A 22365-nucleotide genomic window follows, 5' to 3' on the forward strand; every position below is an offset into this window, starting at 1 on the left:
GGAGGATAATAATGAAGCGAAAAATTAATTATACACATATTGCTGAACCTACTGTTTTTGAGAATGTTTTTCCAACGTATTTGACGAATGAAACGATGATGGCGCGTAAGCAGAAAGTATTACAACGAATGAAAACAGAAAAATTCGATCAATTGGTCTTCTATGCAGACAAAGAGCATGGCAGTAATTTTGAATACTTAACTGGCTTTATTCCGAGGTTTGAAGAAGGACTCCTTGTGTTAAATAAGGATGGTGCGGCGACACTTATTTTAGGCAATGAAAATTTAAAACTGTGCCAACATGCCCGCATCTCAGCCGATTTAATTCATTATCCAGCTTTTTCGCTACCGAATCAACCAATGGCTGGAGAACAAAAGTTGGCGCAGATTTTTGAAACGCTTCTCGATGAAACTGCTCAAAAAATAGGTATCGTTGGGTGGAAAATGTTTACGACACAACAGCAAGAACCTGCTACTATGTTTGATGTGCCACATTTTATTGTCGAAGCACTGAAAAAAGCGCTGCCGAAAGAAGCTCGTTTACTAAATGGGACCCACTTATTGATTGGAGCAAAGGGGGCCCGCACAACAAATAATGCCAACGAATTGGCGCACTATGAATATGGGGCGAATTTGGCTTCTCGCAGTATGTTAAAGGCCTTAAATGCAATTGAAGTAGGACAGCGTGAAACGGACATTGGGGCTTTGTTAAATGATGAAGGTCAAACGCCGACGGTAGTAACCATTGCGGCAACTGGTCAACGTTTTGAATATGCAAACATGTATCCGACTGCCAAAAAAATTCAGTTAGGTGATGCCTTATCATTAACTACAGGCTACAAAGGCGGCTTGTCTAGCCGAACAGGTTTTGTTATTGAAAACGAGCAGCAATTGCCAGAAGCGCAACGTGATTATTTAGAGCGCGTAGCAAAACCCTATTTTCAAGCTGTCGTTCACTGGCTTGAAACCATTCGAATCGGACTGTTAGGGCGAGAAATGTACCAAGCGATTGAAGAACAGTTACCAAAAGAAATCTATCACTGGCATTTGAATCCTGGGCATTTAGTTTCGGATGATGAATGGATGTCGTCGCCTATTTATCCAGATTCAGCCATTCGCTTGGAAAGTGGCATGCTCTTTCAAGTGGATATTATTCCTTCTGTACCTGGTTATACAGGGGTGAGTGCAGAAGAATGTGTGGCTTTGGCTGATGAAACATTGCAAAAAGAGATTCAGCAAACTTATCCAGACATGTGGCAACGGATTGCGACACGCAGAGCCTATTTAAAAGAGACATTGAAGATTGACTTACCAACGGAGGTTTTACCAATGTCTAATTTAGTTGGTTACTTACGGCCTTTTTATTTAGCTAAAGACAAAGCTTTGTGTGTAGAAAAACCAGCTCCTAAATGAGTAGGCTCCTTTTTTGAGTTTCTTTTGGGCCTTATTTATAATCAATATAGCGAAGGAAGAACACCAGAAGAGAGGCGTGATGGTAAATGCATTATCCTGAACATCTGAAACAAGCAGTTTTAGCTAAAGCGAAAGACTTACCATTAGAAGGTTTTGTGGAAGGGCAAGGCCCGCAACAGCCAAAAGTGATGCTGATTGGGGAAGCCCCTGGAAAAGAAGAAATTAAAGAAAACGTACCATTTATAGGGCGTTCAGGTCAATTGTTGATGGAACAATTACAACAAGTTGGCTTAAGTCGTGAAACGGTGTATATCACCAGTGCGGTTAGGAGTCGGCCTTTTTCTGTAAAAACGAAGCAGATTGCAAAAACGGGAGAAAGAGTAACCAAATTTCCTAATCGAACGCCAACCAAAGAAGAAATCAAAATTTTTGCGCCTTTGCTTGATTGGGAAATCGCTGTTTGCCAACCTGAACTAATTTTGACACTGGGGAATATTGGGTTGCAACGACTTTTAGGACCAAAGCCAACAATCACTGCAGTGCACGGAACGGTCATTCAGTCGCCCATTCAAACATTTGATGAGCAATCACAAAACTATCATTGGACGCAGAAAACCTATCAAATCATTCCACTCTTCCATCCAGCGGCTGTCTTTTATAATTATCGTTTAAAAGAAGTCGTGAAAGAAGATTGGCAAGTGGTTCAAAAACAACTGCAACTGCTTAAGAAAGTTTAAAATGAGAAAAATAAAAGGATGGTTGTTTTTTCGAAGAGAGAATGCTAACCTAGAAGTATCAATAAATAGACAGATTATTTAATCGCTGGGTTGAATAATTGAAGGATTCTGATTTTTGCGTAAGCCTTGAAGCAAAAAGAATGAGTCCTTTTTTTGTTAGAAGGAGATTTGGGTATGGAGCAAACACAGCAAAACCATTTTACTGCGTTGTTTTATAAAAATGTTCTGTTAGGAATTTTAAGTATGGCGGCGCAATCAATTTTTATTTTGGCGGACACATTTTTCATTGCAAATGGGATCGGCACCGAGGCGTTGGCGGGGCTTAACATTGTCTTACCACTCATTAATATTATTAATGGATTAGGTTGGATGTTTGGGGTTGGCGGCGCTACGTTGTTTTCGACCACGGTTGCGCAAAAAGAAATCAAAAAAGCTAATCAGTATTTTAGTTTAACGATTGGGTTAGTTTTCGTTATAGGAAGTCTCTTTACTTTAGCGAGTTTGATTTTTTCCGATCAAATTATTCGGGGACTTCAGGGGACCGGTGTCTTGTTTGGTTTGGCAAAGGAATATTATATGATTTACCTTAGCTGTTCATTATTATTTATTTTAAACAATTGCCTGATTACTTTTTTAAGAAATGACCATAATCCTCGTTTGGCAACGATTGCTTTTGTCAGTGGGGGAATTGTCAATATTATTTTGGATTATGTCTTTATTTATCAATTTGGGTGGGGCATGGCAGGCGCGGCCATTGCAACGGTGATGTCACCTTTAACAAGCTTAATCCTGATTACGTTGCATAAGTGGTCGCCGCAACGAGTTTTACGTTTTGAAAAGTTTAAAGTGAAATTTCAGGATGTTCGAGAAATTATGTCGATTGGTTTTTCCTCCTTTTTAAATGAATTTTCTTCGGCCTTTGTCATGTTTTTATTTAATATTGTTTTGTTAAACTTAGTTGGTCATGTGGCGATTTCAGCTTATGCGATTGTTGCCAATCTCAATATTATTGTGATTGCTATTTTTACAGGGATTGGGCAAGGGGCGCAACCATTACTCAGCCGATACTATGGTTTAGGGGAAACGAAGGTGTTGCGTAAATTTGTTAAACTTAGCTTTATTACGTACTTGGTCGCCGGCTTCCTGTTCTTTTTAATCAGTCAAGTGTTTACGGGACAAATTATTGAGGTCTTTAATAGCGAAGGGAACGACCAGTTGGCGCAAATTGCTAGGACAGCCATCCGCTTATATGCGATTTCCTTCTTGTTTACAGGATTGAATTTTATGGGGATTTATTACTTTTCGGCAGTTCGTAAACCGAAAATGGCACTAATGATTTCCTCTTTGCGTGGGTTCTTTTTAATTGTGCCAGTTTTATTTATTTTGGTGAAATTACTAGGATTAACCGGTGTTTGGTTAGCCATGCCAGTAGTTGAATTTGTTACGTTTGGACTAATGCTTGTGGGCTACCTTGCGTATCGAAACTATTTGAAAAAAAGAGAAGCAGTAACCTGATGTTGGTTACTGCTTCTTTTTTGCTTAGTTTACATAGTTTTCAGTTAAAGTCATGAATTGTTCCACATCTTTTAGGACTTGATCAATGCCGGCTTGCCAGAAATCAGGTTTTGTTAAGTCAACATTTAAATGTTTTTTCGCTAATTCTTCGCTTGTCATCGAAGCAGTGTCTCTTAATAACGCAATGTATTGGTCTTCAAAAGAGCTGCCTTGTTGATTGGCATACGCATAGATACCCATGCTGAATAGATAGCCAAAAGTATATGGGAAATTATAGAAAGGCACATCATCAATAAAGAAGTGCAATTTGCTCGCCCAGAAATGAGGATGATAACTGCCAAGACTATCTTTGTAGCTTTCTTTTTGCGCCGCTAACATTAATTCAGTAATATCTTCTTCCGCTACTAAACCTTTTTGGCGCGCTTGATAAAAATTATTTTCAAAGATAAAACGCGCATGAATGTTCATAAACATAGCAATGGCATTTTGCATTTTTGTGTCTAAAAGGTTAATCTTTTCAACGTCTGATTTGGCCTCTTTTAAGGTGGCGTCAGCAACAATCAATTCTGCAAAGGTACTAGCCGTTTCTGCTACGTTCATGGCATACTCTCGATTCAATGAAGGTAAATCCCACATCACGCTACTATGGAAAGCGTGACCTAATTCATGGGCTAAAGTAGCTACTTCGTTGATTGAATTGCCAAAGGTCATGAAAATACGCGACTCTTGTGTTTCAGGTAATTCTGTACAATAACCCCCAGGACGTTTGCCTGGACGATCTTCAGCTTCAATCCAACTTTTTTCAAAAGCCATTTGGGCAAAATCGGCCATTTTCGGACTGAATTTACGGAAATTTTCTAAAATAAAGGCAGCGGCTTGATCAAAGGAATACGTTTTTTCTTCTAAATCACCTAAAATAATTGGTGCATCTTGGTCTTGCCAATCCATTTTTTCTTTACCGAATAATTGCGCTTTGCGCGTTAGAAAGTCGACGAATGGTTGTTTATTTTTTTGGATGGTTTCCCACATAACCGTTAATGTTTCTTGACTCATTCGATTATAGTTTAAGGGATTTTCTAAATAATCTGTAGTGCCATGCAATTTGTAATCAGATAAACGGAACCCATCCAAGTGATTTAGGGTGTCTGCTAAAATTGAAGCTTTGCCACTCCAAGCTTTCTCCCAGGCTGTAAACAAACGTTGACGAACCTCTTTGTCAGGATCTCCCATCATGCGGTTAAAGGCTTGGCCTGCAGATAGTTCTGTCACAGAGCCATCTTTTTCTTCAAAAGGAATCACAATGGAAGCAACAATCGTATCGTAATGTGTACTCCAAGCATTTAACCCATCTAGAGAAAGCGTATTGATGATATTTTCTTCTTGTTCGGAAAGCAGTTTTTTTCCATCACGTCGTAATTCATTTAAGCGAAAAGCCATTGTTTTAAACGGTTCTTCGGCTAACAGGGCTTGCCAATGTTCTGCTGAAATCTCGGTGATTTTTTTAGTAAAAATGGTTTCAGCTAATTGAATCGCTGGCAATAGATTGTATAAATCGCCTGATAAAATTTTGGCCTTGGTATCATTAGTATTAGCAGAAATTAAAGCAGTTAAAAAACTATTACATTGTGAAAAGCCATTTGAGATTTTCCCTTGTAACGTTAAGATTTCAGCAAATTGTTCTTTGCCTTGGGCACTTTCTGGTGTCCATTCTGTGATTAATTGATGGTACTCTTTTGTTTGTTCGGTTAATTGAGTCATTCGTTGGCTAAGTTCTTTGGACTCGCTCCCATTGGGGAAAATACTGTCTAAATCCCATGTAATAGAATAGGTCATATCCAATCCTTCTTTCATTTTTTTCTTTTCAGTATATCATAAGACCTAAGAGAAGTTGTTTCTTTTTCCCTCGAAACCGACTATAATAAAAAAGAATTTTCCGTGGCAGGCACGGGGCAACTTGAAACCAAGAAAAGAGGATTATATGAAAAATTATTTGAAAGATAGTAATTTATATTTAGTCATTGCGTTTGTAATTATGGCCATTTTATTTTTCAGTTCATCACAGACGTATGAACAGCAATCACAAGTTGGTCTTTTAGATAAACTTCTGAGCAGTCATCCTTTTGAAGAACAATTAAAAAATATTTCTTTTCAATATGCTGGTAGTGAAGTGAGCATTCAAGCTAGTGGTTATAGTAAATTTGTTGAATTTTTTATTCGTAAGGGAGCCCATTTTGGTACGTATTTTCTATTAGGTGGTAGTTGGTTTATTGGATTAGTGCCAAGAATCAAAGGTCTGTTTTTAACAGCTGTTGTTTCCTGGCTAGCTGCTACTGGCTATGCAGGTTTAGATGAATTTCATCAAATGATCACAGGCGGAAGGACCCCTCTTTTTCAAGATGTTATGTTGGATGCCATGGGTGCTTTGACAGCCATCGTTATTTGTTTGGTGGTTCATGGTTTGAAGAAAAATAAAAAAAGAAGACGCTAATTTAGAAGAGCTTCGTTTATTCGTCAGAACGGTGGGTAAGCGAGGGTCTTTTTTTGGTAGCGCTTGTTCCTAACTGAAAAGAAGAGTAGAATATAGGAGAATAGTAACGAAAAGTCAGGAGGAATCAAGGATGTCAGGACACAGCAAATGGAGCAACATTCAAGGGCGTAAAAATGCACAAGATGCCAAACGTGGGAAAATTTTCCAAAAAGTTTCAAGGGAAATCTATATGGCGGCAAAAGCAGGTGGCCCTGACCCCGCAATGAATCCTGCTTTACGTTTAGCAGTCGATAAAGCTAAGTCAGCCAATATGCCCAATGATAATATTGCGCGCGCCATAAAAAAAGCCAGTAGTGCTGGTGAAGGGGAACATTATGACGAGGTAACTTATGAAGGATACGGGCCAGGTGGCGTGGCAGTTTTAGTTCATGCACTAACAGATAACCGCAACCGAACGGCCACCAATGTTCGCGTCGCGTTTACTCGAAATGGTGGCTCTTTAGGTGAAACGGGTTCGGTGAATTATATGTTTGATCGTAAAGGCTATATTGTCATTAAGCGAGAAGATCATGCAATTGAGGAAGACGACATGCTAGAAGTCGTTTTGGAAGCAGGCGGCGAGGATTTAGAAACATCACCAGAAGTATTTGAAATTTACACAGCACCAGAAGATTTTGCAGCGGTTCGCGATGCTTTAGAACAAGCAGGTTATTCATTAGCACAAGCTGAATTAACAATGGTTCCGCAAACCTTACTAACCTTGAACGATGAACAAAAAGCGCAATTAGAGCGCTTGGTTGACAAGTTAGAAGACGATGATGATGTGTCAGAAGTATTTACCTCTGCAGAAAATCTATAAAATAAAGGGATGCTTGGCGTCCTTTTATTCATAAAATGAAAGCGAATACAGAATGGAGGGCATTTTGAAAAAGAGAATTTGTTTACAAGCAATCAGGGAAGAAGCGGAAGCCTATTATCGTAACGGTGATTTTTATTGCTCGGAAGCGATTGTGGTGACCATTCGGCAACACTTCGATGCGGAGATTCCCATTGAAGCTGTGGCCATGGCTTCTGGGTTTCCTGTAGGTGTTGGAGGAGCGAAGTGTATTTGTGGTGCTCTTTCAGGCGGGGTTATGTGTCTGGGCTACTTTTTTGGTCGGACAGAAGCCAAAGGAGAACAAGTAAATAAAACGATGGCTTTAGCCAACGAATTGCATCAAAGTTTTCGACAAAAGCATCGAGTGGTTTGCTGCAGTATTTTGACAAGTAAAATGACGATGGGTTCACCTGAGCATATGGAACAATGCATTGGCTTTACTGGAGAAATCGCTGAAACAACCGCAAAAATTATTGCACGAGAACTTGCTTACGAATTAGTCTAGTAAAAAATGAGAGAGGAGCAACCAGATTCATTCACCTGAATCTGGTTGCTCCTCTCTCATTTAATACGTAATCAATTAACCAAGTACTTTTTCATAAGCTTCCACTTGAGATAAGACACGTTGGAGCTGTAATTCATTTTCAATATAGTTGATTGAATTACCTAAATCTTCTTGGCGGTTTGTTTCTAAACGATCGACTTCTTTTTTTGCTTCGTTCAATAAGTGTAGAACTTCTTCCTTAGATAACATGTACTCACCTCCTTGCGCAGTTCATCTACTATTAGTGTACTCCTTTTTTTCAAAAAAGGGCAATAATAGGATATTAAAAAACAAAAATAGCGGTTAGAACCGCTATTTTTGTTTACTCATGGCGTTGTTGTGCTAAAATCGCTTCGATTCGTTCTCTTTGATCTGCCAAAAAGTGAGGCAAATAAAGGGGGATTTCATCAAAGTTTGAACTTTGATTTTCGTAGGCTTCGGCATCTAACAGGCCTTTTTGTGTGGCTACTTCAAATAACAAGTGGTTCGGTTCTCTAAAATACAATGATTTGAAAAATTCGCGGTCTTTAATTCCTGAGTTTGTAAAATTCTTTTCCTCTAACAGGCTATCAACTTGCGTTAATTCTTGCGTATCTTCCACCCCAAAGGCGACGTGATGAACGCCACCAATTCCTTCAATGGCAAGCGGATTGGTACGGTCATCAATGATGTGTACCTCTTGATAAAACTGTGGATGATGATTTTCCAGAACGGTTACTTCATGCGCAGTTTCAAAAAAAGGTACTGTTTCTTTTTCATGCCAATGTAAATAATCCACTAAAGGTTGTTTGGTAGCTGCGGCATATTGGACGCGTAATTGAATTGCATCAATGCCTAAAATTGCATGTTCTACTGGAATTTCAGAATGCTCAGCTGGAAAATAATCTTCCGCATTTTCAAATTCACGTAACGGAACAAGCGCCATTTGCGTATTATCGGGCGCTTCAAAACGCAAAATTGGGTGTTGGTTAAATGTTTCCACACCATAGTGGCAGATACCCGCTTGCTCAAGACGTTCTGCCCAAAAATCCAAAGAGGCGCGCGTTGGTACTTTTAAAATAGTTCGTTCAATTGTATTTGTCCCAAAGGATTGATCTTGGCCATCATTCAATTCAAAAAAAGTTAATTCGGTACCTGTTCGTTGCTCATTATCTGAGAAAAATAAGTGATACATGGTGTGGTCATCTTGGTTGATCGTTTTCATTAGTAATTTTAATCCCAGTGTATTATGATAGAAGTCAAATGTAGGCTTTATCAATCGATTTAAAATAGAGATGTGATGAATTTGTGCATACATAGTAAAATTCCTTTCTTGGAGGTTTATTAAATGAAACAATTTTTTCAAAAAGGGTCGAAACCTAATCAATTAGTTGTCGCTTTCCATGGTACTGGTGGCAATGAATATCAATTATTAACGACCATCGCAACCCTTTATCCAGAAGCGAGTGTTCTAAGTTACTTAGGGACAGAAGGTGTAGGCGAACAGCGACGCTTTTTTGCGCCATTAGTTAATGGAGCCTTACCTCGTGCTAACTTTGATGAGCGAGTGACTGCGTTTCTAGAAGAAGTTTGGCAACCGCGAAAGTTATACGATGAAGTTATTTTTATAGGGTACTCTAACGGTGCCAATTTTATTTTAGGCCTGTTAGAAAAGAACCCGACTATTGCTAACACTGTTATTTTACTGCATCCAAGCAATTTAGGCTATCAATATGTATCTGGTGAGTTTGCGACAAAAGTGATTGTCACAACAGGGGCTCAGGATGAGTTGAGTATTCCGGGACAAGTTCTTTCTTTAGCTAATCAATTAAAGAAACATTTCCCAGTCGACTTTTTACTAGTGGATGGCGGTCATGGCTTATCGGAAGAAGAAGTAACGAAAATAAAAGAAGTTCTTTAAAAAACAAGCTGCAACCTTTGTTGATAAGTGGTTGCAGCTTGTTTTTTTCATGTGTGTTTAAATGATTTAGTTCTTTTTATTAATGAAAGCTTCCGCAAGGGCAAAGTCTCCTGCGTAAGGTTCATCTATGCCGTTTACTTTTTGATAAAGGTCGGCGCCTTTACCAGCTAAGACAATCGCATCATCAGCCGTTGTGCTTAAAGACAATGCGTGAGCAATTGCTTCGCCACGATCTAAAACGGTGTAAACAGGCATTTCTTTGGTAATATGGGCTTGAATTTCTTGGCAAATTTTTGCTGGATCTTCACTGGCTGGGTCATCGGTTGTTAGGACTGCAACATCAGCCAATTCAGAAAGAACCCTACCAAAGTCTTTGCGGCGAGAAATCGCTTTGTCTCCCGTGCTACCAACAAGAACAATTAAGCGGCCGTCAGGATGTTCTTCACGGACAAAGGTTAAAAGATTCTTCAAACTGTCATAGTTATGAGCGTAATCAACATAGACGGTTGCACCGTTGGTATTCGTTAAAGATTCCATCCGGCCAGGGACGGTGGTTGCTGCGATCCCTTGTTGACACTCTTCTTTTGAAGCTCCCACAAGGACACTGGCAATCGCCGCACTTAACGCATTACCTTTGTTAAAATCACCACCTAAACGAAGGTGATAAGAGCCGGCCAATCCTAACGCATCTGCAGGACTTTCAACGATAAAACGTAAGGAATCCTCTGAAGAAACAGCGAATGAATAGTCTACTTCTGGAGCCGGCTGACTGCCATAGACAATGGCTGGGACTTTTTGCTGTTGTGCAGTTTCTTTAAGTAATGGAAAATAATCAGCTTCGTGATTCAACACAATGACTTTAGAATGTGTAATCAATTGACGTTTGCAATAAAAGTAATCGTCAAAGGTTGGATGTTCAATTGGACTGATATGGTCGGGGGTAATGTTTAAAAAAATGCCGACATCAAAAAACAGCTTGTAGACACGATTAGTTTTGTAGGCTTGGGAAGAAACTTCCATAATAAAATGAGTCATCCCGTTAGCAACAGCGGTTGCCATCATTCGATACAAGTCCAAAGATTCGGGTGTAGTCAATGCAGATTTAAAGAATGTTTTGCCATCTAATGTCGAATTCATGGTAGAAAGCAAGGCTGTTTTTTGTTGTGTAGCAACATCTAAAATATATTTGGTGAAATAAGCCGCTGTTGTTTTACCTTTGGTTCCAGTAAAGCCAATCAGTTTTAATTTATTTTGTGGATAATCATAAAAAGCCATGCTTAACACAGCCATTGCTTTTTTAATGTCAGTTACGATAATTCCTAGTTGCGCCGGAACCTCATAAGGCACCTCAGAAACATAGATTTCTAGGCCGTCTTTTACAGCATTTTCTAAATAGATTTCTTTAAAGTTTAATCCTTTACAAAAAAAGAGTGTTTCTGCTGTTACGTCTCTCGAATCGTAAGAAAGAGCCGTTACTTCTCGTTGACCTAACGTGTCGGAAAGAGTCAAGTGCCAGCCTTCTGGTGAAATAAATTCTTTTAATAAATCTTCTTTTTCTAAGCAATCGCGAATTGCGAATAATGAAATCGTCACTTTTTTTGCCTCCAAACGTTTCAACGAAATTTCAAAACTGATGTCATTATAGCATTATTTTTCTTTTAAAAAAACCATCTCGTTAGCGTGAGAAAATCCATGAGAAATGTTAAAATAGGATAATTCTTCGAGAAAGTCGTTGCATATCCCAAGATGAACAATTAAAATAAAGAAAGCATACTCAAAGAATATTGGAGGACAAAATGATCAATCAACCAAATTCAGTTGATCAACCAATCCTGACGAACCAAGAAAAAATGGTCAAAGGCTCAGCTTGGATGACAGCTAGTAATATTATCTCCCGCATGTTAGGGGCGATTTACATCATCCCCTGGTACGCTTGGATGGGCGAGCACGGAAACGAAGCGAACAGTTTGTTTTCAATGGGGTATACGATTTATGCCTTATTCCTAATGATCTCTACCGCCGGAATTCCAGGTGCGATTGCCAAGCAGACCTCGCATTATAATTCATTGAACGAATATAAAATTAGTCGACAGCTTTTTTATCGTGCCTTACAACTAATGGGTGGCTTAGGTGTGGTTTTTGCTATTGTGATGTATTTGGCATCTCCGGCATTAGCAGCTTTGTCTGGCGGAGGTCCTGAATTAGTTCCAACAATGCGTTCATTAAGTTTAGCCGTTTTAGTTTTCCCAAGCATGAGTGTCATTCGCGGTTATTTCCAAGGAAATCAAGAAATGATGCCCTTTGCTTTATCACAAATTGTTGAACAAGTAGCACGAGTTTTTTACATGTTATTAACCGCTTTTATTATCATGAAAGTCTTTGAAGGTAATTACGTTACAGCGGTGACTCAAGCCACTTTTGCGGCATTTATTGGGATGCTCGCAAGTTTTGCGGTTTTAGGTTATTACATGTACAAACAAAAACCATTATTTGATTATTTAGAAGAACACAGCGCCAATGAACATGAAATTGCTCCAAAAGAGTTATTGATTGAAACTTTTAAAGAGGCGATTCCTTTTATCGTAGTTGGCTCAGGGGTGACGGTCTTTAAACTTGTCGATCAGTTTACTTTCTCAAACTTTATGCGTTTGTTTACGGATTATTCAGATACCCAATTACGAGAGCTTTTCGGTATTTTTAATGCCAATCCGGACAAATTAACCATGATTGTCGTGGCTTTAGCGACTTCGATTTCGGCTACTGGATTACCGTTAATTACAGAAGCGGTCACCTTAAAAAATCACCGTGAGTTAGCGCGTTTGATTAGTAATAATTTACAACTTTTTGTGTTTGTAATGTTGCCAGCAACGTTCGGTATGATTGTTTTAGCGCAACCACTATACACTGTTTTTTACATGCCAGATGCTTTAGGCACTTCTTTATTAGTGCAAGCTTGTTACGCTAGTTTATTCTTGGGCTTGTATATGTTAGTGTCAAATATGTTGATGGGGATGTATGAAAATCGTGACGCAATGCGTTATTTAGGAATTGGTTTAGCTGTGAAATTAATCGTGCAATTCCCCGCAATCCGTTTATTTGAAGTTTACGGTCCGTTATTAGCAACGATGATTGGCTTTACGGTTTCTTGCGTATTGATTCTAAGAAGAATTCGTCAAGTGACACGTTTTAATTACAAATTAACCTTACGGCGAACATTATTAATGTTCTGTATTACAGTCATCATGATGATTATCGCTTTGATTTTCCGTCAGTTCTTGTATCTATTTTTAGATCCAACTAGACGTTTCCAAGCTTTCATTATCGTTGTAATTGTGGCTGCTGCAGGAGGCGCTTTTTATGGCTATTCGGTCTTGAAGATTCGCTTAGCTGATCGTTTATTAGGGAAAAATGCCGCAAAATTACGTGCAAAATTCAATATTAAATAATAGCTGATTGAACTCCTTTCAGCAGATTCTCTTAAGAGACAAGGCTTGAGACATCGATCGATTCGATTTATGTCCCAAGCTATTTTTTTAAAGGAAAGAGGAATGACGATGCGTTTAGATAAATTTTTAGCCGATGTTGGTATCGGTAGTCGTAAAGAAATCAAACAATTGTTAAAGAAAAAAGTCGTTACGGTGAATGGTGACGTCGTAAAAGAAGCCAAAACACAAGTAAATGAAGAAACAGATCAAATTGCCTTGATGGGAGAAATTCTTACGTATCAGAAATTCTTTTATTACATGTTGCATAAACCACAAGGTGTCATTTCTGCGACGGAAGATCAGCGAGATGAAACGGTAATTGACTTGTTAACTGATCAGGATTACCGTGCCGACTTGTTCCCAGTTGGTCGCTTGGATAAAGATACCGAAGGCTTGCTTCTATTAACAAATGATGGCCAGTTAGCGCATCAATTATTATCACCCAAAAAGCATGTGGATAAAGAATATTTAGCTGAAGTTGAGGGACTTGTGACAGCGGAAGATTGTCAACTGTTTGCGCAAGGATTTGCCTTGAAAGATGGAGAAATGGTTAAACCAAGTCGTTTAGTCATTGAGACGATCAATGAGGAAGAAGGGACTTCCGTAGTCCGTTTAGTGATTCAAGAGGGGAAATTTCATCAAGTCAAACGGATGTTAGCCACTGTAGGCAAACCTGTGACGTATTTAAAACGATTACGAATGGGCGAACTATGGTTAGATGAAACGTTAGAACTAGGGGAATATCGGCCCTTAACAGAAGCCGAATTACAACAACTACAACCTAAACAATCATACCTCAATTAAAATAAACAAAAACCCAGCCCTTTCTGCGGAAAAGATAAAAATTTCTCGAAAAATAGTGTCGGGTTTCTTTCTTTTTCTGCATAAAATGGTATGATTGACTATGTAGAACTTTATGAATAGGAGTGACAACAAATGACAATTGATTGGACAAAAGAAGTCGAAGCACGTAAAGACGACTTATTAGAAGATTTACAAAACTTATTACGTATCAACAGTGAACGTGATGATGCACAAGCAACACCTGAAGCGCCCTTTGGACCTGGGCCAGTTGCTGGCTTAAAACACATGTTAGCGTATGGTGAACGTGATGGCTTTACGGTGAAAAATGTCGACAATTACGCTGGACACATTGAATATGGTGAAGGCGACGAAACGTTAGGGATTTTTGGTCATATGGACGTTGTTCCTGCTGGTGATGGTTGGGAAACAGATCCTTATGAACCAGTCATTAAAGATGGCAAAATTTATGCACGTGGCGCGAGCGATGATAAAGGCCCAAGTATGGCTGCTTATTACGCAATGAAAATTATCAAAGAATTAGGCTTACCCGTGTCTAAAAAAATCCGTTTCGTAGTAGGAAGTGACGAAGAAAGCGGCTGGGGCGATATGGATTACTATTTCCAACATGAAGAAGCACCAGACTTCGGTTTCTCACCAGATGCTGAGTTCCCAATTATTAATGGGGAAAAAGGAAATGTGACTATTCGTTTAACTTTCCGAGGCGGTAACGGCGCTGATTATAAATTAGAAAGCTTCAAATCTGGCTTACGTGAAAACATGGTTCCGGGAACAGCAGATGCTGTTGTAACGGCTGCTTCAGCAGACGAAGCGGCTTCACTAGCTGCTAGCTTTGAAACATTCATCAAACAAGAAGCAAAAATTTCAGGTAACGCAGAACTTTCAGATAAAACAGTGACTTTCCATGTAGTTGGTAAAGGTGCTCACGGTGCTAGCCCACAATCTGGAATTAACGCAGCGACTTTCTTGGCAACTTTCTTAAATGATTACAGCTTTGCAGAAGGCGCATACAGCTTTATTAATACCATTGCTGAATTTATCCATGAAGATTTTTATGGTGAAAAATTAGGCGTGGCTTTTGAAGACGAAAAAATGGGTAAATTGACAATGAACCCTGGGATTGTTAACTTTGATCCAGAAAATCCTGAAAATAGCTTAGTAACATTAAACTTCCGCTATCCAAAAGGAACTTCAGCAGAAGAATTACAAGCAAAAGTTCAAGCAACAGTCGGTGAAACGGTCACTGCAACACAAGGAGATCGCAACCAAGAACCGCATTATGTACCAGTTGATGATCCATTGGTGGCAACGTTACTACAAGTTTACGAAGACCATACAGGCGAAAAAGGCCAAGAACAAATCATTGGTGGCGGTACTTATGGCCGCTTATTAAAACGTGGTGTTGCCTATGGCGCAATGTTCCCTGGCTACACAGACACAATGCACCAAGCCAACGAATTTATGGAATTAGATGACTTATTCCGAGCAGCTGCTATTTATGCAGATGCGATTTATCGTTTAGCGAAGTAAAGTAAAAAAGCTGTTTTCGATTTTCGAAAACAGCTTTTTTTTGCAATTTTTGCCTTTTAAAAACCCAAAATCAGAACCGTCAATTTACTGAAAATTTCTTGCAAATCAAAGGATCCCACGATACGATAAATAGGAGAAAACGCAATGAGTGAAACACTTATTGTTAACTATTTAATCAAAGGACGTGTGAAGATGAACGTAGAAGAATTAGTTCAAAAAGCAAAAGATTTAATTGGAGAAGGCAACGTGGAACATGCGCAACAATTCATTGAAGAACATAAAGATGAATTAGGCGAACACTATCATAAAATTACAGCGATGTTAGCTGATACAACGACCGATGGTTTGTTTGATAAAATTAAAGGATTGTTTCAATAGTCGAAAAAAATCTGAGATAAAAGTGTTTAGCTCCAAGAACCAAGTAGGTACGATGATTTCATCTGTTCATACTTCACAGTGAAACATTGCAACTCTCGCCGTTTAACAGTTTTTGAGCGTGGAGCAAAAATCCAAAGTGATTTTTGTCCCACGCTCTTCTTTTTTTATTTAACTTTTAACCATTGTTTTGGCAACACATACGCAATTGGATTAAAAAGATAATCCGCTCCCCGTTTCACCACAGGCATATTCGTAATAGCTAAAATGAAGAGGGCTAAGAAGAAAAGTGCCAGGATTCGGAAAGTAAACCATTCTTTAAAGAGTGTGTCTAATTGTAAACCACTTTCCAACAGAATAATTAAGGGCATATGCAAAAGATAAGGGTAGAGGGTATCTTTTCCGAGGGCGCTTAAAGGTAACTTTCGTTTCGGCAATAATGCAAACCAAGAAAGAGACACCAATGCTGCAGCAACGTAAAAGAACAGCTGAATGAAACTACTGTATTCAAAGGCCGGACTAATTTCAGCGTAGGAAGCCCAACCAGTTAAGAAACCCCAAAATTTCGTTGCCAATGACCATTGACTATTTACAAATAAAAAGGAGCTTAAAATTACGCCTATCGCTGCCCATTTGACTTTGCGATGATCTAAAAAGGTTTGCAGCTTTTGAATATCCATTAAGTAGCCACAATAAAAGAAAGGGAAGAAGCCCAGAGTCCGTCCTAAAGACAAGAAACCTTCCACAGGCAAATAGCCTGAGGCGCAGCCGATAACAATGATGATTGGCAACATGATTTTCGGCTGAACGCGCTGAAGAAAGATGGTAATTAAGTAGAAACTTGCTAAGGAAAGTAAGTACCAAGGAACGCCCGTTTCGTTCAGTAAATCAAAATTCATTTTATTTGCAAAGGCGAAATTAGCAAGCGTAATCAACAACTTCGCTAAGAGATAAAGCCAAACAAAGGAAAGTAAGCGTAGATATTTTCGTTGTTTAATGGCATGTTTACTAAAGAGTCCAGAGACAAAAATAAAGGCTGGCATATGGAATGAATAGATCCAAAAGTTGATCGTTTCCATGAGTCGTGAAGGAGAAGCTTCACGATCTAAAATATGCCCAAAAATCACTAAGAAAATTAAAAAAAGTTTCACGTTGTCCCATTTATAAATTCGCTTGTCGTTTTCCATAACGATCACTCCTTTTAGTAGAAAACAGTTCACTTTTGTTTAAGGCAGAAGAGGACAATTTTTCCATTCATTGAGTAGATAATTGTAGATACGAACCGGCAGCCGTTAAATGAGCCCCCACATACTTGCGCTTAAAACAAAAAATTAGGCAGGATGTTAGTCTTAAATTATACTGAAAGAGTGACGATCCTCCAAAGATTTTGTTTATTAAGAAGTGAAAGATGCGGTGAAAATAAATGATAAAATTTCAAAATGTTTCAAAAGTATATCAAGAAAATGCCGTTTTGTCCGATGTGAATTTAACAATCCAACAAGGCGAATTTTTTGTATTAGTAGGGCCGAGTGGTAGTGGAAAAACGACGACTTTGAAAATGATTAATCGACTCATTGAGCCAACGACAGGTGAAGTGGCTCTCAATGAACAAGCGGTAACCAACTACCCTTTACGTGAATTACGACTAAAAATTGGCTATGTTCTTCAGCAAATTGCCTTATTTCCTAACTTAACCGTGGCGGAAAATATTGAGTTGATTCCTGAAATGAAAAAATGGCCCAAAGAGCAACGCAGAGAGCGAACCATTGAACTATTGAAAAAAGTTCAGCTGAATCCTGAGGAATATCTGCATCGTAAGCCAGCAGCGCTTTCAGGAGGCGAACAACAACGTATCGGGATTTTACGCGCCATTGCAGCCGAACCAGAAGTGATTTTAATGGATGAACCTTTTAGCGCGCTAGATCCGATTTCAAGACATCATCTTCAACGTTTGGTGAAAGAACTTCATCAGGAATTAGCGAGTACCATTGTTTTTGTGACCCATGATATGAATGAAGCTTTATTGTTAGGGGAGCGCATCTGTATTATGGACGCTGGCAAAATTATTCAAGTCGATACGCCAGAAGCCATTCAAAAACATCCGAAAAATAATTTTGTCGGTCAATTTTTCAAACAATCTTCGCCAGAACTAGCGAACTATTGTGGCGCTGACTTGACTGCATTTTTAGAAGCCGCAGATGAGACGATTGAGCCAGTGCCGACTGTTTTCATGGAAACCAATTTAAAAGAGATTGTCCAACTCATTAATGCACAAGAGAAAGCAAATTTAGTAGAAAAACAACAAGTTTTAGGGTGTATCACCTCAAAAACGATTACTCGTTTTATGGAACAGCTGTTGGAAAGCGAGGGACAGTAGATGCAAGCACTGATTGAAACTTTTTTCGCTCGAAAAGAAGAATATCTGCAAGCGTTAATCGAGCATATGCAATTGTCCTTTATCTCGTTATTATTCGCTGCGTTGATTGCAATTCCTTTAGCCATTTATTTAACGAGTCATCGTAAGTTAGCGGAAAGTCTGTTACAAGTGACTGGGATTTTCCAAACCATCCCTTCTTTAGCCTTGCTAGGCTTACTGATTCCGTTAATTGGTATTGGTCGACCACCGGCAATTGTTGCGCTAGTGATTTATGCCTTATTCCCAATTTTACAAAACACCTATACTGGTTTGACGGAAATTGATCCTTCGTTAGAAGAAGCCGCAGAAGCATTTGGGATGAGTAAAAAAGAAAAACTGTTTAAGTTTGAGTTACAAATGGCATTACCATTTATTATTTCAGGTATTCGAACGGCTACCGTTTTAATTATTGGTACGGCCACGTTGGCGGCGTTAATTGGAGCAGGTGGTTTAGGGACCTTCATTTTATTAGGAATTGATCGAAATAATTTATCGTTGATTTTTATTGGAGCCCTTTCATCGGCTGCACTAGCAGTCTTATTTAATTATGGAATTCATTGGTTAGAAAAAGCGAATGGGCGGCGACTAATCATTGGCGGTACTATTTTAGGCCTTTTGTTAGGTGGTTCATTTTTCTGGAATCAACAAACTTCTTCAAAGGAAAAACAGCTGACAATTGCTGGCAAATTAGGAGCGGAACCAGATATTATTATTAATATGTATAAAGCCTTAATTGAAGAAAATAGCGACATTCAGGTGACGTTAAAGCCAAACTTTGGCAAGACTACTTTTTTATATAATGCCTTGAAATCAGATGAAATCGATCTTTATCCGGAATTTACAGGAACAGTGATCGAAACCTTTTTAAAAAATCCTCCTCAGCTAGACAATCAACCTCAAGTAGTCTATGAAGCGGCACGCGCTGGCTTGAAAAAACAAGAAAACCTTACTTTGTTGAAACCGATGCGCTATGAAAATACGTATGCCGTCGCAGTTAAACGCTCATTTGCAAAAGCGCATCAATTAAAAACGATTAGTGATTTACAGAAAATTAGCAATCAGTTGAAAGCAGGTTTTACGTTAGAATTTATTGATCGGCAAGATGGTTATAAGGGATTACAAGAAAAATATCATTTAAATCTGAATGTCCAATCGATGGAACCAGCATTACGCTACCAGGCGATTAATAATGGTGAGGTAAATGTGATTGATGCCTATTCAACGGATAGTGAATTGAGACAATACGATTTAGTAACGTTAGAAGATGATCAAGCGCTATTTCCGCCTTATCAAGGAGCACCACTTATTAAAACAGCAACGTTGGAAAAATATCCAGAATTAGCAGAAATATTGAATAAATTGGCAGGAAAAATTAGCGAAGAAGAAATGAGTGAAATGAATTATCAAGTCAATGTGGAAGGGCAAGATCCTAGCATAGTGGCGAAAGACTATTTAAAAGAAAAGAATCTTCTTAAATAAGTATTTTTTACTGAAAAAGACTGGTATATAAACATTTATCCAGTCTTTTTCAGATAAATAAAGAGTTTAATGTGAAAAGTACCTGTATTTTTACTCATTTTTGGATATAATAAAAGAAATGAATGGAGAGGAGTGGTCTATATGAAAAAAGCAGAACGTCAACGTTTGATTAAACAATTAATTATGCAACAAGAAATTGAAACACAAGATGAATTAATCTCTCGTTTGGAAGAACTTGGCGTCCGAGCCACTCAAGCGACTGTTTCAAGAGATATCCGTGAAATGAGTATTGTTAAAACACATGGTGCAGATGGTCGTGTCAAATATGCAATTTTTTCTCAAGCACAAGGCACAAGCAGTGAAGAGAAATTACGAGAATCAGTAAAAGATTCAGTTGTTCGAATGGAGCGAGTACAATTTATTGTCATCTTGCATACAGAGATGGGAAATGCCGATGTGGTGAGTAACTTTTTAGATGAAGTAGCTTATCCAGAAGTGGCTGGTACAGTGGCTGGTGCGGATACAATTATTGTGATTACACGTTCAGAAGAGGATGCGGAACACTTTATCGAACGCATCGAAAATATGATTTTTTAAAATTGAAAGCATCAATAGAAGGGAGTTTTTTTATTGGTAGAATTGAAAGCGCTACAAAATGGTTCGGATATTCGGGGAATTGCTTTGGATACGGAAGAGCAAACTGCAACATTAACCGCAACAGCAGTAGCCGAGATTGCGGTGGGCGTGGTTCGTTGGTTACAGGACAAAAAACAGCTGCCACGAAAGGCACAACAGCGCCTGACAATTGCAATCGGACATGATAGTCGTCTAACGGCGGAGCCGATTAAGCAAGTATTAGTAGATACGTTTCTTTCATTAGGTATTCAGGTGATTGACGTTGGTTTAGCTACGACGCCTGCTATGTTTATGGCTACTCAATTTCCAACGCTTCAATGTGATGCAGCGATTATGATTACAGCTAGCCATTTGCCTTACTACTTTAATGGCTTGAAGTTCTTCACAGCAGAAGGTGGAGCAGAGAAAGAAGATATTCGGTATATTTTATCTCATACTGATCCGCTGACAGCCAATGAAAATGGCACACTGATGAAGCAAGAGTTACTGCCAATTTATGCGGAGCATTTGGTGGCAAAAATCCGCCAAGGAATTCATTCGCCAGAAGAGAAACCTTTACAGGGCTTTCGAATTATCGTTGATGCGGGTAATGGGGCTGGGGGCTTCTTTGCGGAGCAGGTTCTTCAAGTTTTGGGCGCTGATACGACGGGATCACAGTTTTTAGAACCAGATGGGCATTTTCCTAATCATGTACCTAATCCAGATAATTCTGAAGCAATGAAAAGTATTCAAACGGCTGTTTTAGCTAATCAAGCAGATTTGGGCATTATTTTTGATACAGATGTAGATCGTTCGGCCGTGGTCGACCAATCAGGTGAGGTACTAAACCGAAATAATTTAATTGCTGTTTTAGCGGCAATTGTTTTAAAAGAAGCGCCTGGTAGTTATATTGTGACAAATTCGCCAACCTCAAGTCATTTAAAAACATTTATTGAAGAAAAAGGCGGCCAACAGATTCGTTATATTTCTGGTTACCGAAATGTCATTAATAAAATGATTGAATTGAATCATGGGGGCTTTCAGACACCGTTAGCCATTGAAACCAGTGGTCATGCAGCGTTTCAAGAAAACTACAATCTGGATGATGGTGCATATGTCGTGGCGAAAATTTTAATGTTGTTACCAGAATTGAAACAAAACAATCAAACGTTAGGTGATCTGATTGCTACATTGAAGCAACCGGCAGAAACCAACGAATTTCGCTTCAAAATTACTGCGGAGGATGTTACTTGTTATGGGCAACAAGTCTTGCGAGACTTTGAATTGTTTGTAGAAAATCAAGCAGACTTTGCTGTGGACCGTGAAAACCAAGAAGGTGTTCGGGGAAACGTGTCTGGTCAATATGGCAGTGGTTGGTTTTTGCTACGCTTAAGTCTGCATGAACCGTTGCTTGTTCTTCAGGTAGAGAATGACCAAAGCGATAAAAATGCATGTGTCATCGAAAAAATTGCCACTTTTTTACAAAAATACGAGGAAATAGATAGTCAGCAAATAGAAAATAATTTAGGAAATTAAAGGTGTTCTTATGGAAAATGTTTTAAAAGGAAAACACGTTGGCTTTTCTCATTTTAGAGAAGAATATATCGAACATATTGCAAAGCAGCAATGGGATAATGAATTGCTTCGGCATTTGAGCTGGGATGCTTTACATCCGTGGGGGCTTGAAGAATGGAAAGATTTCACAATTAATAAAGGAGAAGATGATCGATTTCTATTTGCTATTTTAGAAAATACGACAGAGGAATTTATTGGTTGGGTTTCGTTGTCTGATGTACAGTTGAAAAATAGAGGGGCCAATTTAGGGATTGCTATTTTACAAAAAGAGCAACGTGGTCAAGGATATGGCTTTGAGGCGGTGTCTTTAATTTGTAAATTTGCTTTTTATGAATTGGGTTTGCACAAAATCAGATTAGCTGTCAATAGTAACAATCAAAAAGCGATTCATGTTTATGAAAAAGTAGGCTTCAAAAAAGAAGGGATTGATAGAGAAGCGTTATTTCAAGATGGCCAATGGCTGGATATCTACAATTACGGAATTTTACAAAAAGAGTGGCTACAAATGATTAAGGCTGAGAGTTAGCTCAGGAACTGTTTAACACCAAGACACTGAGCAAACGCAGATATGCCGTTCTCAGCAGTGAATGTGCGG

At 38.8% G+C, this 22365-nt stretch carries 21 protein-coding genes; 16 read left to right on the plus strand and 5 right to left on the minus strand.

Annotated elements, in window-relative coordinates; all coding sequences use genetic code 11:
• Window positions 1–11 precede the first annotated feature (11 nt).
• The 3 genes from IGK70_RS01995 to IGK70_RS02005 all read left to right on the plus strand — a co-directional run bounded on the left by IGK70_RS01995 (window position 12) and on the right by IGK70_RS02005 (window position 3664).
• Window positions 12–1412, plus strand: a complete 1401-nt coding sequence (locus tag IGK70_RS01995; protein ID WP_104874317.1) for a M24 family metallopeptidase — start codon at window positions 12–14, stop codon at window positions 1410–1412.
• Between the two features lie 86 nt (window positions 1413–1498).
• The gene (locus IGK70_RS02000; RefSeq protein WP_002361229.1) at window positions 1499–2149 is read left to right on the plus strand and encodes a uracil-DNA glycosylase; all 651 of its coding nucleotides are present in this window, start codon (window positions 1499–1501) and stop codon (window positions 2147–2149) included.
• A gap of 174 nt (window positions 2150–2323) precedes the next feature.
• Window positions 2324–3664: an MATE family efflux transporter gene (locus IGK70_RS02005; RefSeq protein ID WP_220421677.1), complete on the plus strand. Its 1341-nt coding sequence runs from the start codon at window positions 2324–2326 to the stop codon at window positions 3662–3664.
• A gap of 24 nt (window positions 3665–3688) precedes the next feature.
• Here IGK70_RS02005 and IGK70_RS02010 read toward each other — a convergent pair whose 3' ends face one another.
• On the minus strand, window positions 3689–5515 hold the full coding sequence (locus tag IGK70_RS02010) for a M3 family oligoendopeptidase (RefSeq protein ID WP_002399760.1): 1827 nt from the start codon (window positions 5513–5515) through the stop codon (window positions 3689–3691).
• A 127-nt stretch (window positions 5516–5642) separates the two neighbouring features.
• On the opposite strand from IGK70_RS02010, the gene IGK70_RS02015 reads away from it, so the two are divergent.
• The 3 genes from IGK70_RS02015 (at window position 5643) to IGK70_RS02025 (ending at window position 7534) form a co-directional block, all read left to right on the plus strand.
• The gene (locus tag IGK70_RS02015; RefSeq protein ID WP_002366143.1) at window positions 5643–6152 is read left to right on the plus strand and encodes a VanZ family protein; all 510 of its coding nucleotides are present in this window, start codon (window positions 5643–5645) and stop codon (window positions 6150–6152) included.
• Between the two features lie 130 nt (window positions 6153–6282).
• A complete protein-coding gene (locus IGK70_RS02020) occupies window positions 6283–7011 on the plus strand; it encodes a YebC/PmpR family DNA-binding transcriptional regulator (RefSeq protein ID WP_104855761.1) in 729 nt (242 codons plus the stop codon).
• A 52-nt stretch (window positions 7012–7063) separates the two neighbouring features.
• Window positions 7064–7534, plus strand: a complete 471-nt coding sequence (locus IGK70_RS02025) for a C-GCAxxG-C-C family protein (RefSeq protein WP_016617067.1) — start codon at window positions 7064–7066, stop codon at window positions 7532–7534.
• Window positions 7535–7609: 75 nt separating this feature from the next.
• Here the strand turns inward: IGK70_RS02025 and IGK70_RS02030 are convergent, their stop codons facing one another.
• Together IGK70_RS02030 and IGK70_RS02035 are read right to left on the minus strand one after the other, a co-directional pair.
• Window positions 7610–7783 (minus strand): hypothetical protein, encoded by a 174-nt coding sequence (locus IGK70_RS02030; protein WP_002355495.1) that lies wholly within the window; start codon window positions 7781–7783, stop codon window positions 7610–7612.
• 112 nt (window positions 7784–7895) lie between these two features.
• Entirely contained in the window at window positions 7896–8870 is a 975-nt protein-coding gene (locus tag IGK70_RS02035; RefSeq protein WP_002358652.1) for a ring-cleaving dioxygenase, read from the minus strand.
• A gap of 30 nt (window positions 8871–8900) precedes the next feature.
• Between IGK70_RS02035 and IGK70_RS02040 the strand changes: the two genes are divergently transcribed.
• Complete coding sequence (locus IGK70_RS02040; protein ID WP_104855621.1) at window positions 8901–9473, plus strand: alpha/beta hydrolase; 573 nt, start codon at window positions 8901–8903, stop codon at window positions 9471–9473.
• Between the two features lie 66 nt (window positions 9474–9539).
• On the opposite strand, the gene IGK70_RS02045 is transcribed toward IGK70_RS02040, so the two are convergent.
• Complete coding sequence (locus IGK70_RS02045; protein WP_002366147.1) at window positions 9540–11066, minus strand: UDP-N-acetylmuramoyl-L-alanyl-D-glutamate--L-lysine ligase; 1527 nt, start codon at window positions 11064–11066, stop codon at window positions 9540–9542.
• 203 nt (window positions 11067–11269) lie between these two features.
• Here IGK70_RS02045 and IGK70_RS02050 point away from each other — a divergent pair, with 203 nt between their 5' ends.
• The 4 genes from IGK70_RS02050 (at window position 11270) to IGK70_RS02065 (ending at window position 15688) form a co-directional block, all read left to right on the plus strand.
• Window positions 11270–12919 (plus strand): putative polysaccharide biosynthesis protein, encoded by a 1650-nt coding sequence (locus tag IGK70_RS02050; protein ID WP_002364837.1) that lies wholly within the window; start codon window positions 11270–11272, stop codon window positions 12917–12919.
• Window positions 12920–13027: 108 nt separating this feature from the next.
• The gene (locus IGK70_RS02055; RefSeq protein ID WP_002355501.1) at window positions 13028–13762 is read left to right on the plus strand and encodes a pseudouridine synthase; all 735 of its coding nucleotides are present in this window, start codon (window positions 13028–13030) and stop codon (window positions 13760–13762) included.
• Window positions 13763–13894: 132 nt separating this feature from the next.
• On the plus strand, window positions 13895–15310 hold the full coding sequence (gene pepV / locus IGK70_RS02060) for a dipeptidase PepV (RefSeq protein WP_104855620.1): 1416 nt from the start codon (window positions 13895–13897) through the stop codon (window positions 15308–15310).
• Between the two features lie 144 nt (window positions 15311–15454).
• On the plus strand, window positions 15455–15688 hold the full coding sequence (locus IGK70_RS02065) for a hypothetical protein (protein ID WP_002355504.1): 234 nt from the start codon (window positions 15455–15457) through the stop codon (window positions 15686–15688).
• Window positions 15689–15852: 164 nt separating this feature from the next.
• On the opposite strand, the gene IGK70_RS02070 is transcribed toward IGK70_RS02065, so the two are convergent.
• The gene (locus tag IGK70_RS02070; RefSeq protein WP_002355505.1) at window positions 15853–16872 is read right to left on the minus strand and encodes an acyltransferase family protein; all 1020 of its coding nucleotides are present in this window, start codon (window positions 16870–16872) and stop codon (window positions 15853–15855) included.
• A 236-nt stretch (window positions 16873–17108) separates the two neighbouring features.
• On the opposite strand from IGK70_RS02070, the gene IGK70_RS02075 reads away from it, so the two are divergent.
• From IGK70_RS02075 to IGK70_RS02095, 5 genes are all read left to right on the plus strand, one after another.
• Window positions 17109–18062 carry an ABC transporter ATP-binding protein gene (locus tag IGK70_RS02075; RefSeq protein WP_002367993.1) on the plus strand — a complete coding sequence of 318 codons (954 nt, stop codon included), beginning with the start codon at window positions 17109–17111 and terminating at the stop codon, window positions 18060–18062.
• Entirely contained in the window at window positions 18063–19580 is a 1518-nt protein-coding gene (locus tag IGK70_RS02080) for an ABC transporter permease/substrate-binding protein (protein ID WP_002355507.1), read from the plus strand.
• 141 nt (window positions 19581–19721) lie between these two features.
• The gene (argR, locus tag IGK70_RS02085) at window positions 19722–20177 is read left to right on the plus strand and encodes an arginine repressor (protein WP_104855619.1); all 456 of its coding nucleotides are present in this window, start codon (window positions 19722–19724) and stop codon (window positions 20175–20177) included.
• A 33-nt stretch (window positions 20178–20210) separates the two neighbouring features.
• Window positions 20211–21731 carry a phosphomannomutase/phosphoglucomutase gene (locus IGK70_RS02090; protein ID WP_086281286.1) on the plus strand — a complete coding sequence of 507 codons (1521 nt, stop codon included), beginning with the start codon at window positions 20211–20213 and terminating at the stop codon, window positions 21729–21731.
• A 10-nt stretch (window positions 21732–21741) separates the two neighbouring features.
• The gene (locus IGK70_RS02095; protein ID WP_002398141.1) at window positions 21742–22296 is read left to right on the plus strand and encodes a GNAT family N-acetyltransferase; all 555 of its coding nucleotides are present in this window, start codon (window positions 21742–21744) and stop codon (window positions 22294–22296) included.
• The last annotated feature ends 69 nt before the right edge of the window (window positions 22297–22365 follow it).

Source organism: Enterococcus sp. DIV0358 (genome assembly GCF_051713465.1).
Taxonomy (GTDB): domain Bacteria; phylum Bacillota; class Bacilli; order Lactobacillales; family Enterococcaceae; genus Enterococcus; species Enterococcus faecalis.